The sequence below is a fragment of the Pseudomonas sp. GV105 genome (genome assembly GCF_003058185.1).
Taxonomy (GTDB): domain Bacteria; phylum Pseudomonadota; class Gammaproteobacteria; order Pseudomonadales; family Pseudomonadaceae; genus Aquipseudomonas; species Aquipseudomonas veronii.
Genome location: NZ_QBUF01000002.1, coordinates 352,811 through 365,899, shown reverse-complemented (window position 1 = coordinate 365,899; position 13,089 = coordinate 352,811). Strand labels below are relative to the sequence as shown.

General features: G+C 61.8%; 12 protein-coding genes. 8 read left to right on the top strand and 4 right to left on the bottom strand.

Features of this window, described 5'->3' with window-relative positions:
• Window positions 1-97: 97 nt before the first annotated feature.
• From C8K66_RS05425 to C8K66_RS05415, 3 genes are all read right to left on the bottom strand, one after another.
• On the bottom strand, window positions 98-1,468 hold the full coding sequence (locus C8K66_RS05425) for an MFS transporter (RefSeq protein ID WP_108524421.1): 1,371 nt from the start codon (window positions 1,466-1,468) through the stop codon (window positions 98-100).
• Window positions 1,469-1,530: 62 nt separating this feature from the next.
• Window positions 1,531-2,355, bottom strand: a complete 825-nt coding sequence (locus C8K66_RS05420; RefSeq protein ID WP_108524420.1) for an inositol monophosphatase — start codon at window positions 2,353-2,355, stop codon at window positions 1,531-1,533.
• A 145-nt stretch (window positions 2,356-2,500) separates the two neighbouring features.
• Window positions 2,501-3,517 carry a LacI family DNA-binding transcriptional regulator gene (locus C8K66_RS05415; RefSeq protein ID WP_108524419.1) on the bottom strand — a complete coding sequence of 339 codons (1,017 nt, stop codon included), beginning with the start codon at window positions 3,515-3,517 and terminating at the stop codon, window positions 2,501-2,503.
• A 144-nt stretch (window positions 3,518-3,661) separates the two neighbouring features.
• Here C8K66_RS05415 and C8K66_RS05410 point away from each other — a divergent pair, with 144 nt between their 5' ends.
• A complete protein-coding gene (locus C8K66_RS05410) occupies window positions 3,662-4,267 on the top strand; it encodes a TetR/AcrR family transcriptional regulator (RefSeq protein ID WP_017849460.1) in 606 nt (201 codons plus the stop codon).
• Between the two features lie 135 nt (window positions 4,268-4,402).
• On the opposite strand, the gene C8K66_RS05405 is transcribed toward C8K66_RS05410, so the two are convergent.
• Window positions 4,403-4,843 (bottom strand): heme-binding protein, encoded by a 441-nt coding sequence (locus C8K66_RS05405; RefSeq protein ID WP_108524418.1) that lies wholly within the window; start codon window positions 4,841-4,843, stop codon window positions 4,403-4,405.
• A 266-nt stretch (window positions 4,844-5,109) separates the two neighbouring features.
• On the opposite strand from C8K66_RS05405, the gene gcl reads away from it, so the two are divergent.
• The 7 genes from gcl to C8K66_RS05370 all read left to right on the top strand — a co-directional run bounded on the left by gcl (window position 5,110) and on the right by C8K66_RS05370 (window position 13,066).
• Window positions 5,110-6,885 carry a glyoxylate carboligase gene (gene gcl / locus C8K66_RS05400; RefSeq protein ID WP_108524417.1) on the top strand — a complete coding sequence of 592 codons (1,776 nt, stop codon included), beginning with the start codon at window positions 5,110-5,112 and terminating at the stop codon, window positions 6,883-6,885.
• 10 nt (window positions 6,886-6,895) lie between these two features.
• A complete protein-coding gene (hyi, locus tag C8K66_RS05395) occupies window positions 6,896-7,678 on the top strand; it encodes a hydroxypyruvate isomerase (protein ID WP_108524416.1) in 783 nt (260 codons plus the stop codon).
• A gap of 107 nt (window positions 7,679-7,785) precedes the next feature.
• Window positions 7,786-8,676, top strand: a complete 891-nt coding sequence (locus C8K66_RS05390) for a 2-hydroxy-3-oxopropionate reductase (RefSeq protein ID WP_046486391.1) — start codon at window positions 7,786-7,788, stop codon at window positions 8,674-8,676.
• A gap of 130 nt (window positions 8,677-8,806) precedes the next feature.
• Complete coding sequence (locus C8K66_RS05385) at window positions 8,807-10,165, top strand: glycerate kinase (RefSeq protein WP_108524415.1); 1,359 nt, start codon at window positions 8,807-8,809, stop codon at window positions 10,163-10,165.
• A 69-nt stretch (window positions 10,166-10,234) separates the two neighbouring features.
• A complete protein-coding gene (locus C8K66_RS05380) occupies window positions 10,235-11,110 on the top strand; it encodes an urea transporter (protein ID WP_108524414.1) in 876 nt (291 codons plus the stop codon).
• A gap of 31 nt (window positions 11,111-11,141) precedes the next feature.
• On the top strand, window positions 11,142-11,966 hold the full coding sequence (locus C8K66_RS05375; protein WP_046384212.1) for an ion transporter: 825 nt from the start codon (window positions 11,142-11,144) through the stop codon (window positions 11,964-11,966).
• A 95-nt stretch (window positions 11,967-12,061) separates the two neighbouring features.
• Window positions 12,062-13,066, top strand: a complete 1,005-nt coding sequence (locus tag C8K66_RS05370) for a sulfate ABC transporter substrate-binding protein (protein ID WP_108524413.1) — start codon at window positions 12,062-12,064, stop codon at window positions 13,064-13,066.
• Window positions 13,067-13,089: the final 23 nt, after the last annotated feature.

The following is a 13,089-nucleotide window of genomic DNA, read 5'->3' as shown; positions in this document are numbered from 1 at the left end:
TGTTATTTTTATTGTTGATGACACGACAACTTTGCTGTTTTACGCGCGCAGCGGTACCGCTTCCGATGACTCGGAATTGTTGAAAACCTTGGGGGTATCAGTTAGCTAGAGGCTTATCCAAAACCGGACGCTGCTGGCGCTTGCGCCAACGAACCTGACCGGAAAACAGCGCGGTCATCAGCACTGAGATCAGCGAAGCGCCCAACCAGAACAGCGATAGGGTATGGAAGTCGTACAGCTTGCTGCCGTCATGGGCCAGGGTGGTGCCATGCTCGATCAACACCCCGGTGAGGATCTCGCCAGCCGCCGCCCCCGCGTAGCTGGCGATACCGATCATGCCCAGTGCCGCACCAGCCGCACTTTTAGCCGCAATGTCCACGGCCATCAGGCCACCGAGGAAGCACAGCAACGCGCCCATGGACAGGCCGAACAGCATCATGGCCGCCGCATCCAGCCAATAGTGGCCGCCGGGCAGGAACAGGAACATGCCCAGGGACACGCTGTTCATCAAGCCGAACAGGATCGCCAGGCCATGGCGCCGGCCGCTGAAGAAGCGGTCAGAAATCAGCCCGCTCAAGCCTGTGCCCACAATACCGAACACACCGGTGATAGAGATCAGTGCCGAAGCCGACAGCGTGTTGTAGCCCTTGGCGTTTTCCAGAAAAAACACGCCCCAGGAAATCACCGCGTAACGGCCGATGTACATCAGGCATGACGCCAGGGCCAGCAACCACAGCGCCGGATTTTTCAGCAGCGCCAGTTGCGCGCCCCATTTGCCGAGGGTCTTCGACACGGTTTCTTCACGGCCACCATCGACTTCGATAAAACCCACGCTCTGCGGCGAGTCGGCCATGAACAGGTAGATCAGCAACATGCCCAGCACCCCCATGGCAGTCGCCAGGAAGTAGCCGTATTGCCAGCCCCACGTGACGATCACAGCAGCGACGGCAATATAAGTCAGGGCTTCGCCCAGGCTGTGGGCAATCGACCAGAAACCATAGAACGTACCGCGCTCCTTGTCGGCATACCAACGCGACAACGACACCACGCACGGCCCCACCCCCATGGACTGGGCCCAGCCGTTCAGGCCCCAGGCCAGGGTGAGAATAATCGCGTTGGTGGTCAGCCCCATACAGGCATTGACCACCGCACTGATCAACAACCCCAGCATCATGAAACGCCGCACATTGGCGTGGTCGGCCAGGAAGCCGTTGACCAGCTTGCCCACGGCGTAGGTGAAGAACAGCGCAGAACCGATCATGCCCAACTGCGAAGGGCTGAGCAGGTTCTGGGCCACCAGCGCCGGCTTGGCCACATTGAAGGACAATCGGCACACGTAGAACAGTGCATAGCTCAAGGACATGGATAAAAAGGTCAGCCAGCGCACTCGGCGAAAGCGTCGCCCGTCGGGGTCGGCAATCAGGGGCCGCGCAGGCGCGGCATGGAACAAGGACAGCAGGGACTTCATGGCGGACAGACTCCTATTGTTATTATTCGCTGTACGTTGAAACGCAGATCGTGGAACGCTGTTCAGGCCTCCAGTGAAGGGCCGATCAGTTCGGCGAGTTGCGGGTACACCCGGGGGCTGGCCACCAGCAACGGGTTGCCGCCGAGCAAGCCGTCGCCACGCAGAAAATCACTGCAACGGCCACCAGCCTCACTGACCAGCACCAGTCCCGCAGCACAATCCCAACTGTTAATGTGGGTTTCGTAATACCCCACCAGCCGACCCGCTGCGACATAGGCGATCATCAGCGCGCCGGAGCCATTGCGAATGAACATGCCGCCGCCCTCCAGCAGCCCGGCGAGAAACGGGATGAAGTGTTCCTTGCCGCGTCGGTGGGAGGTGCCGACACCGGTCACACCGTAGCGAATATCCGCGGCGGAGCTGACCCGGATCGGAATGTCATTCACATAGGCACCGAGGCCGCGACAGGCGTGAAACAGTTCGTTGTGATTGGCATCGGCCACCGCCCCCAACCAAGGCTGACCGTCCACCAGCAAACCGATGGACACGCACCAGGTGTGCAAGCCATTGACGAAACAACTGGTGCCGTCGATGGGGTCGACCACCCACACACAACGCGCCGGTAAACCGGTCGCGCCACCCTCCTCGCCAACAAAACCATCATCGGGAAACTGCTCGGTCAGGCGCGCCTTGATAAAGACCTCCAGCTCGCGGTCGGCGATGCTGACCACGTCCTGGGGCACCGAATCCTTGTGCTCGACATTCAGTTGCTCGCGCTGCCGGTAATACGCCATGCCACGTTGGGCGGCCTCCGTCGCGACCTGACACACCAGCGCGTAACGCGCTGCCAAGTCAGCCAGGTCTGAGGATGTCTGTGTCTGAGTCATAAGCCCAACCTTCGCTTGTCAATTGCACACGTGTGCAAACCGTCAGGAAAAAAAAGTGAAGGCGCCCTTTGGTCAGGCCCGCCACTCACCGATTACTGCCCATACAACACGAAATAATTATTCTCTTCAAGAAGAGATTGAAATTTTATTTCTGAATTATCGTCGTACCGCGCTCTATCAAGGCCACCGGCACCGGTTCGAACTCGGCGATCCGTGCAAAATTTTCACCGCGGGCGACGATGGCGGCGACGGCGCGCTGCGCCAGTTGAACGCTGTCCTGGCGCACGGTGGTCAGGTCATAGGCCAATTGCGCGGCCTGGGCAATGTCATCGAAGCCGATCACCTGGACGTGTTGCGGCACGTGCAGGTGCAGCGTGAAACGCAATGCGTCCATCACCCCCAAGGCCAGCATATCGGTTGCACAGAAAATCCCGTCGGGCCCGTCGCCCTGACGGAACAGCCCCAGCAAGGCCTGCATTCCCCCCTGATAACCCAGGGTTTCATTGAACACCGCCTGCGCTTCGACATTCCCCTCGGCCAGGCGCTCGGAAAACCCCAGCCAGCGCTCGCGGCTGCTGAAGTTATGTTCGCCCTGGCCGATGAATGCCAGACGCCGCGCGCCGCCTCTGAGCAGTGCATCGGCCGCCATGCGTCCACCGGCGCGGTTGTCGCTGCCCACCACTTCAGCACCGGCCAGTTCGTGACCGCGGTTGATCATGGCCACTGGAATCTGCCGGTCCAGGTAATGCTGAACCACCGACAACGGCGGCGAGGCCGAGGTCAGGATCACCCCGGCAATCTGATAACTGAGCAAGGCATGCAGCGACTGCTCAAGCTGGGCCGGATCGTCGGCATTCATCAACAACGGCATCAAGCCGCGATGGCTCAGGCTATGGGCAATAGGGCTCAGGAGGCTGGCGCGAAAGGCGCTGTCGAAGCCGGCGGTGACCACACCGACGAAGTTGCTGCTGCCCTTGTTCATGGTGCGGGCGATCATATTGACTTGATAGCCCAGCGCCTTGGCCGAGGTCAGCACCTTCTCTCGGGTAGCAGGCGCCACACTGGCTCCGGGGGTGAACGTGCGCGACACCGCCGAACGCGAAACACCGGCATGCCGGGCCACATCCAGCGCTGTGATCACGTTTTTTTCAGAAGCGTCCATCGACCACCGTCCACTGCGAGAGAGCCGATACGGTAATGGCAAACGCGACCCAGGGAAAGCCTAGCGCCTGCGCATTCTTGAGGCTCGCGCAAGGCCGGTGCTACCATGCGCAACCGCCTGTCATGGCAAGGAACCCTCTGGTTTATGAGCAGCATTCGCGAGCGCAACAAAGAAAAGATCCTGCGGGCGGCGAGCGAGGAGTTTGCCGACAAGGGCTTCGCCGCGACCAAAACCAGCGACATCGCCGCCAAGGCCGGGCTGCCCAAGCCCAACGTCTACTACTACTTCAAGTCCAAGGACAACCTCTACCGCGAAGTGCTCGAGAGCATCATCGAGCCGATCCTGGCAGCCTCGACGCCGTTCAACCCGGAGGGTGAGCCTGCGGCGGTACTGAGCAACTACATCCGCTCGAAAATCCGCATCTCCCGCGACCTGCCCTTCGCCTCCAAGGTGTTCGCCAGCGAAATCATGCACGGCGCCCCGCACCTGAGCGCCGAACAGGTCGAGCAACTCAACGCCCAGGCCAAGCACAATATCCAGTGCATCCAGCATTGGGTGGACCGTGGGTTGATTGCGCCGATCGATCCCAATCACTTGATGTTCAGCATCTGGGCCGCAACCCAGACGTATGCGGATTTTGATTGGCAGATTTCGGCGGTGACCGGCAAGGCCAAATTGGATGAAGCGGATTACGAGGCGGCGGCGCAGACGATTATTCGGTTGGTGCTCAAGGGCTGTGCGCCGGACTGAGACACCGAGGCGCCTGTGGCAATCGGGGGCAAGCGCCCTCCCACATTTGATCGGGTTTACACATGTCTATTTGTGAATACCGTCAAAGGTGGGAGGGAGCTTGCTCCCGATGAGGCCCTGACAGTCATCCAAAAATCAGGCTGACACCCCCGCATCCGCCCACAAACCCAGCGCTTCAATCGCCGTGATCGCACACTGCTCATCAATATCCGATGTGTCCCCGCTGATCCCGATCGCCCCCAGCACCAGCCCTTCCTGATCCCGAATCAACACCCCGCCCGGCGCCGGCACCACGCTGCCCTGCCCCAAGCTGTTCACTGCGGCGATAAACGCCGGGCGTTGCTGCGCATCCAGCGCGAGCAAGCGTGAGCCTTTGCCCAGGGCAATCGCACCCCAGGCCTTGCCGATGGCGATCTGCGGGCGCAGCAGGCTGGCGCCGTCGTCCCGTTGCAGGGTGATCAGGTGGCCGCCGCCGTCCAGCACCGCAATGGTCAGCGGTGCCGAGGCAATGGCGCGGCCTGCGGCGAGGGCCTGGCCGGCCAGGTTGACTGCGACTTTCAAGGTTAAAGCGCTCATGGGTGCCGTCCTTATCTTGTTATGGGAAAGCCGTGGGCTCTGTTGGAACAGATACCGGATGCAACAAATAGAACACAATATAGTTATTTTTTGTATACAATATTTTCGCGCAAACCTACAGAATGTCGAAAAAATGCCCTGCAAAGACCTTCCGACGAACGCAAAGGCTACTGAATAAAATGCATTGACCTGTGACGCTCGCCGTGAATACACTTCGACCAAACACCACTTGTATACAATTACAAAACGCAAGAGGCACCAAAACAATGAGCAAAATGAGAGCAATCGAAGCCGCCGTTCTGGTGATGCGTCGTGAAGGGGTAGACACCGCCTTCGGTATCCCAGGCGCCGCGATCAACCCGCTGTATTCGGCCTTGCAGAAGGTCGGTGGCATCGATCACGTCCTTGCTCGCCACGTTGAAGGCGCTTCGCACATGGCCGAGGGCTACACCCGCACCAAGGCCGGCAATATCGGCGTGTGCATCGGCACATCGGGCCCGGCGGGCACCGACATGGTCACCGGCCTGTACAGCGCCTCGGCCGACTCGATTCCGATCCTGTGCATCACCGGCCAGGCCCCCCGGGCGCGGATGCACAAGGAAGACTTCCAGGCTGTGGACATCACCAGCATCGTCAAGCCGGTGACCAAGTGGGCGACCACGGTCCTCGAACCCGGCCAGGTGCCGTATGCGTTCCAGAAGGCCTTTTATGAAATGCGCTCCGGCCGCCCTGGCCCGGTGCTGATCGACCTGCCGTTCGACGTACAGATGGCCGAGATCGAATTCGACATCGACGCCTACCAGCCGCTGCCCCTGGCCAAACCGCTGGCCACGCGCATCCAGGTGGAAAAAGCCCTGACCCTGCTCGACCAGGCCGAACGCCCGCTGCTGGTGAGCGGTGGCGGCGTGATCAATGCCGATGCCAGCGACCTGCTGGTGGAGTTCGCCGAGTTGACCGGCATCCCGGTGATCCCGACCTTGATGGGCTGGGGCACCATCCCCGACGATCACCCGCAGATGGTAGGCATGGTCGGCCTGCAAACGTCGCACCGTTATGGCAACGCGACGCTGCTGAAAGCCGACGTGGTGCTCGGCATCGGCAACCGCTGGGCCAACCGCCACACCGGTTCGGTGGAGGTGTACACCGAGGGGCGCACGTTCATTCACGTCGACATTGAACCGACGCAAATCGGCCGCGTATTCACCCCGGACCTCGGCATCGTTTCCGACGCCGGGGCCGCACTGACGATGTTCATCGAAGTCGCCCGCGAGTGGAAAGCCGCAGGCAAACTCAAGGACCGCAGCGCCTGGCTGCATGACTGCCAGCAGCGCAAGGCCACCTTGCAGCGCAAGACCCACTTCGACAACGTGCCGGTCAAGCCGCAACGGGTGTACGAAGAGATGAACCAGGTGTTCGGCAAGGACACCTGCTACGTCAGCACCATCGGCCTGTCGCAGATTGCCGGCGCGCAATTCCTGCATGTCTACAAGCCGCGTCACTGGATCAACTGCGGCCAGGCCGGCCCGTTGGGTTGGACCATCCCGGCGGCGCTCGGCGTGGTCAAGGCCGACCCGAGCCGCAAGGTGGTGGCGCTGTCCGGCGACTATGACTTCCAGTTCATGATCGAAGAACTGGCCGTGGGCGCGCAGTTCAAGCTGCCATATATCCACGTAGTGGTGAACAACTCCTACCTGGGGCTGATCCGCCAGGCCCAGCGCGGGTTCGAAATGGACTACTGCGTGCAGTTGTCTTTCGACAACCTCAACGCCCCGGAACTCAACGGCTATGGCGTCGACCACGTCGCGGTCGCCGAAGGCCTGGGGTGCAAGGCGCTGCGCGTGTTCGAGCCTGGCCAGATCCAGCCGGCACTGCGCCGCGCCCAGGAAATGCTCGAAGAATTCAAGGTTCCGGTGATCGTTGAGATTATTCTGGAGCGCGTGACCAATATTTCCATGGGCACCGAGATCAACGCCGTCAACGAATTCGAAGATCTGGCCCTGGTCGGCAACGATGCGCCGACCGCCATTTCCCTGCTCGATTAAGGAGAACCTTATGCCGCGCTTTGCCGCCAACCTGTCCATGCTGTTCACCGAACAGGCGTTTCTCGCTCGCTTCAAAGCGGCCGCCGATGCGGGCTTTGCAGGCGTCGAATACCTGTTCCCCTACGAATTCAGCTCTGCCGAAATCAAGGCGCAGTTGGACGCCAATGGCTTGACCCAGGTGCTGTTCAACCTGCCGGCCGGCGATTGGGCCAAGGGCGAACGGGGTCTGGCGTGCCATCCGGATCGGGTCGAGGAGTTTCGCGCCGGGGTCGACCTGGCCATCGCTTACGCCCAGGTGCTGGGCAACACCCAGGTCAACTGCCTGGCGGGCATCCGGCCGCAGGGCGTGGACGATGCCATCGTAGAAAAGACCTTTGTCGCCAACCTCAAATACGCCGCCGACACCCTGCAAGCGGCGGGTATCAAGCTGGTGATGGAAGCGATCAACACCCGCGACATCCCTGGGTTCTACCTGAACAACACCGCGCAGGCCCTGGCGATTCGCGAACAGGTGGGCAGCGCCAATCTGTTCCTGCAATACGACATCTACCACATGCAAATCATGGAAGGCGATCTGGCCCGCACCCTGGCTGCGCATCTGGGTGAGATCAACCACATCCAACTGGCGGATAACCCGGGTCGCAACGAGCCCGGGACCGGGGAGATCAACTATCGGTTCCTGTTCGAGCATTTGGACCGTATCGGTTATCAGGGTTGGATCGGCTGTGAATACAAGCCGTTGACCACCACCGAAGCGGGTTTGGGTTGGCTCAAGACCCATAACGCCCTCTGACAGGCACAACACGCAACCAACCTGTGGGAGGGGACTTGCCCCTTCCCACATTTGGACCCCATGTGTTTGGCAGACCGCGCTCTATCGAATAAAAAGAGGATTTTTTCATGGCTAAAATCGGATTCATCGGCACCGGCATCATGGGCCAACCCATGGCCGCCAACCTGCAAAAAGCCGGTCACCAATTGTTCCTGTCCGAGCATCACGGCAAGGCGCCAGCCGAGTTGATCGCCGCCGGCGCCATCGCGCTGGCCACCCCGCAGCACGTCGCCCAGGAAGCCGAATTCATCATCGTCATGGTGCCCGACACCCCGCAGGTCGATGACGTGCTGTTCCGCGCCGATGGCGTGGCCGCCGGCCTGTCGCCGAACAAGGTGGTGATCGACATGAGCTCGATCTCCCCCACCGCCACCAAGGCCTTTGCCGCCAGGATCAACCAGACCGGCGCGCAGTACCTCGATGCGCCGGTGTCCGGCGGTGAAGTCGGGGCCAAGGCTGGCACCTTGAGCATCATGGTCGGCGGTGAGCCGCAGACCTTCGAGCGTGCCTTGCCGCTGTTCCAGAGCATGGGCAAGAACATCACTCTGGTCGGCGGCAACGGCGACGGCCAGACAGCCAAAGTGGCGAATCAGATTATCGTCGCGCTGAACATCCAGGCGGTGGCCGAAGCGCTGCTGTTCGCCGCGAAAAACGGCGCCGACCCGGCCAAGGTGCGTGAAGCGCTGATGGGCGGCTTCGCCTCGTCGAAGATCCTTGAAGTACACGGCGAACGCATGATCAAGGGCACCTTCGATCCGGGCTTTCGCATCAACCTGCACCAGAAGGACCTCAACCTGGCGCTGGCCGGGGCCAAGGAGCTGGGGATCAACCTGCCGAACACCGCTGGCACCCAACAGGTGTTCAGCACCTGCACCGCGATCGGGGGCGGCAACTGGGACCACTCGGCGTTAATCAAGGGCTTGGAGCATATGGCGAACTTCTCGATTCGCGACAAATAACCCACACCGCTGCCCTTTTGAAATGCCGTCAAATGTGGGAGGGAGCACGCCCCCTTCCACAGGTTGATCGCATTTCAATAGCCGCAATTGCCGCATCTCTAATAACAAAAAAATCCCCGGGAGCCCGCTTATGTCGCTCGATCCGCAACACCTGCTTCGCGAGCTGTTTGCCACAGCCATTGACGCCGCCCATCCCCGGCAAGTCCTCGAAGCCTACCTGCCCGCCGACCGCAGCGGCCGGGTGATTGTGATCGGCGCCGGCAAAGCCGCGGCCGCCATGGCGCTGGTCGTGGAAAACGCCTGGCACGGTGAAGTCACGGGCCTGGTGGTCACCCGCTACGGCCATGGCGCGCCGTGCCAGAAAATCGAAGTGGTCGAAGCCGCCCACCCGGTCCCGGATGCCGCCGGCATCAAAGTGGCGCAGCGTGTGCTGGCGCTGATCAGCCAACTGAGCGAAGACGACCGGGTGATCTTCCTGCTCTCCGGCGGTGGCTCGGCGTTGCTCGCCCTGCCCGCCGAAGGCATCAGCCTGGCCGACAAACAGGCCATCAACAAAGCCCTGCTCAAATCCGGCGCCACCATCGGCGAGATGAATTGCGTGCGCAAGCACCTCTCGGCGATCAAGGGCGGCCGACTGGCCAGGGCGGCATGGCCGGCGACGGTCTATACCTACGCGATTTCCGATGTGCCGGGCGACCTGGCCACGGTGATCGCTTCCGGCCCCACGGTCGGCGACCCGAGCACTTCGCAACAGGCCCTGGCCATTCTCAAGCGCTATGACATCGACGCGCCGGCGTCCGTGCGCAGTTGGTTGCAGAACCCGGCCTCGGAAACCGTCAAACCCGGCGACCCGCTGCTCGCCCGCAGCCACTTCCAATTGATCGCCCGCCCACAACAGTCGTTGGAAGCGGTCGCGGTAAAAGCCCGCCAGGCCGGGTTCAGCCCGCTGATCCTCGGCGACCTCGAAGGCGAAGCGCGGGACGTGGCCAAGGTCCACGCCGGGATCACCCGGCAGATCGTGCAGCACGGCCAGCCGTTGGCGGCGCCATGCGTGATCCTGTCCGGCGGGGAAACCACCGTGACCGTGCGCGGCACTGGCCGTGGCGGGCGCAACGCCGAATTCCTGCTGAGCCTCACCGACAGCCTCAAGGGCCTGCCCGGCGTCTATGCCCTGGCCGGCGATACCGACGGCATCGACGGTTCGGAAGACAACGCTGGCGCGCTCATGACCCCCACCAGCTACGCCCGCGCCGAAGCGCTGGGGCTGTCGGCCTGCGACGAGCTGGACAACAACAATGGCTACGGCTATTTCGCCGCCCTCGACGATCTGATCATCACCGAACCGACCCGCACCAACGTCAACGACTTTCGCGCCATTCTGATTCTCGAGGCTGCCCACCCTGTTGAATGCCCCCTTCAGCATCCCGATGGACCTGCAAGGGCCGAAACTGCGGGTTGCGCAACCGGGGTCGATCAGACGTTGATCTAGCGCCGGTCAGGGTCTCATCGCAGGCAAGTCTGCGATGAGGACAACTCGCTCTCACTGAATCACACAACAATGCCCACTCCCTCCTGCCCCGACTGGGCCGAAGCGCTGCTCAACGGCTTCAGCCAGATCGTCCTGCAGCGCCAGCCGCTGTGTGGCCTGCTGTGTCTGCTGGCGATCCTGCTCGGCGCTCCGGCCCTGCTCGGCGGTGCACTGCTGGGTGGTCTCGCCGGCTTGCTCACGGCCCAGCGCCGCGACTATCCCAAGGCGGAACGCCAGGCCGGCCTGTACAGCTACAACGGTGTGTTGCTGGGCCTGTTGATCAGCCAGCACTTTGCCGGGTCGGTCATGGTGGTGCCGCTGATCCTCGCCTGCGGCGGCCTGAGTGCGATTCTGACCCGACAATGGCTGCGACACACCACCCAGCCCGAGGCCTTGCCCGCCTATACCGCGCCGTTTGTCAGCCTCGGCTGGCTGCTGCTGGGCGCGGCCGCCGAAAGCGCCGTGGCCTTGCGCGAACCCGACGCTCTCGGCATCGTCAGCGCGCCTTTTAGCGGCCTCGCGCAAATCCTGCTGCTGGACCAGCCCCTGGCCGGCGCATTGATTGCGCTCGGGTTATGCCTGGCCAGCCGCCGTGCCGCAGCATGGGCATTGACCGGCGCCGTCCTCGGCGTGCTGTTCGCCCTGCTGCTGGGCGAGCCCGTCGGCGCCCTCCTCGGCCTGCACAGCTACAACCCGGCGCTGGCCGCCCTGGCCCTGAGCGGCACACGCCGCCGACCTGGGTTGCCGCTGGCCGGCATCGCCCTGGCGATCATCCTCACCCCCGGTTTTGCCGCGCTGCACCTGCCCGCGCTGACCGCGCCCTTTATCCTCGCCTGCTGGTTGGTCCGCGCCAGCCGCCGGATGTGGCACAAAGCCCGCGTGGACAGCCCGTTCGAATCCCCCTAGGCTTGCCCGATATTCGATAGGGGCGAACGTGATGGACAGCAACAACGACTGGCGCCAGCGTCTCTATGTCATGGTTTTCCAGAGTGACACACCGGCCGGGCGGCGTTTCGACAGCACCCTGCTGCTGATCATTCTCGCCAGCCTGGTGGTGGTGATCCTCGACAGCATCCAGGAAGTCCACGACAATTACGCCGCCGTGCTGGCCTACATCGAGTGGGGCTTCACCGTCATCTTCGCCATCGAGTATGGCCTGCGCCTGTACTGCTCGCCCAAGCCGTTGCGCTATGCCTTCAGTTTCTATGGCCTGGTGGATTTGCTCGCCATCGTGCCCGGCATCCTCGCGCTGTATTACAGCGATGCCCAGTACCTGTTGATCATCCGCATCATCCGCATGCTGCGCATCTTCCGGGTGCTCAAGCTCGGGCCGTACCTCAAGCAGGCCAACTACCTGATGTCGGCGTTGCGCGGCAGCAAGCAGAAGATCGTGGTGTTCCTGCTCAGCGTCTGCACCCTGGTGACGGTGTTCGGCACCTTGATGTATGTGATCGAAGGGCCGGAGCACGGCTTCACCAGCATCCCCAAGGGCATCTACTGGGCGATCGTGACCCTGACCACCGTGGGCTTCGGCGATATCGTGCCCAAGACCCCGCTGGGCCAGGTGATCTCGTCCCTGGTGATGATCACCGGTTATTCGATCATCGCCGTGCCCACCGGGATCTTCACCGCCGAACTGGCCAACGCCATGCGCGGTGAACAGTTGCAAACGGACTGCCCGGTGTGCAAGAAAAACACCCATGACGCAAACGCGGCGTTTTGTTCACGGTGTGGCAATGCACTGTTTAATAAGTTGAAATAAGCAAAGATCTTTTTGATCTTTAAGCGAATGTGCCCCCCCGGCTATAGTCGCTGGCAAAGTGCCTCTCTCTACTCTCGTACAACAAGGAATGAGCAGTGAAAAAACTCGTTAGCGCCTCTCTTCTGGCCGCCGGCCTTGCATTGGCCAGTGTCGTCCAGGCCGCACCGACCACCCTGCTCAACGTGTCCTACGACGTGATGCGCGATTTCTACAAGGACTACAACGCCGCCTTCCAGAAACACTGGGAAGCCGAGCACCCGAACGACAAGCTGACCTTGCAGATGTCCTTCGGCGGCTCCAGCAAACAAGCGCGCTCGGTGATCGACGGCCTGCCGGCTGATGTAATCACCATGAACATGGCCACCGACATCAACGCCCTGGTCGACAACGGCAAACTGGTGCCGGACAACTGGGCTACCCGCCTGCCGAACAACAGCGCGCCGTTCACTTCGGCCACCGTGTTTATCGTGCGCAAGGGCAACCCGAAAGCCCTGAAAGACTGGCCGGACCTGCTCAAGGATGGTGTGCAAGTGGTCGTGCCCAACCCGAAGACCTCGGGTAACGGTCGCTACACCTACCTGTCGGCCTGGGGCTACGTGCTGAAGAACGGCGGTGACGAAGACAAGGCCAAGGCCTTTGTCGGCAAGCTGTTCAAGCAAGCGCCCGTGCTGGACACCGGTGGCCGTGCCGCGACCACGACGTTCATGACCAACCAGATCGGCGATGTGCTGGTGACCTTTGAAAACGAAGCGGAAATGATCGCCCGCGAATTCGGCCGCGATCAGTTCGAAGTGGTCTACCCAAGTGTCTCCGCCGAAGCCGAGCCACCGGTCACGGTGGTGGACAAAGTGGTCGAGAAGAAAGGCACGCGCGCAGTCGCCGAAGACTACCTGAAGTACCTGTGGTCGCCGGAAGGCCAGGAAATCGCGGCCAACAACTACCTGCGCCCGCGTGACCCGAAAGTGCTGGCCAAGTACACCGATCGTTTCCCGAAAGTCGACTTCCTGTCGGTCGAGAAGACCTTTGGCGACTGGCGCACCGTGCAGAAAACCCACTTCAACGATGGCGGGGTGTTCGACCAGATCTATAACGGGCAGTAAGCCGCTTGCACTGAAGAAACGCG

Excerpts from the sequence above, each read along its gene's own strand:
- C8K66_RS05425 (WP_108524421.1), bottom strand. The coding sequence starts at position 1,468 with ATGAAGTCCCTGCTGTCCTTGTTCCATGCCGCGCCTGCGCGGCCCCTG.
- C8K66_RS05420 (WP_108524420.1), bottom strand. The coding sequence starts at position 2,355 with ATGACTCAGACACAGACATCCTCAGACCTGGCTGACTTGGCAGCGCGT.
- C8K66_RS05415 (WP_108524419.1), bottom strand. The coding sequence starts at position 3,517 with ATGGACGCTTCTGAAAAAAACGTGATCACAGCGCTGGATGTGGCCCGG.
- C8K66_RS05410 (WP_017849460.1), top strand. The coding sequence starts at position 3,662 with ATGAGCAGCATTCGCGAGCGCAACAAAGAAAAGATCCTGCGGGCGGCG.
- C8K66_RS05405 (WP_108524418.1), bottom strand. The coding sequence starts at position 4,843 with ATGAGCGCTTTAACCTTGAAAGTCGCAGTCAACCTGGCCGGCCAGGCC.
- gcl (WP_108524417.1), top strand. The coding sequence starts at position 5,110 with ATGAGCAAAATGAGAGCAATCGAAGCCGCCGTTCTGGTGATGCGTCGT.
- hyi (WP_108524416.1), top strand. The coding sequence starts at position 6,896 with ATGCCGCGCTTTGCCGCCAACCTGTCCATGCTGTTCACCGAACAGGCG.
- C8K66_RS05390 (WP_046486391.1), top strand. The coding sequence starts at position 7,786 with ATGGCTAAAATCGGATTCATCGGCACCGGCATCATGGGCCAACCCATG.
- C8K66_RS05385 (WP_108524415.1), top strand. The coding sequence starts at position 8,807 with ATGTCGCTCGATCCGCAACACCTGCTTCGCGAGCTGTTTGCCACAGCC.
- C8K66_RS05380 (WP_108524414.1), top strand. The coding sequence starts at position 10,235 with ATGCCCACTCCCTCCTGCCCCGACTGGGCCGAAGCGCTGCTCAACGGC.
- C8K66_RS05375 (WP_046384212.1), top strand. The coding sequence starts at position 11,142 with ATGGACAGCAACAACGACTGGCGCCAGCGTCTCTATGTCATGGTTTTC.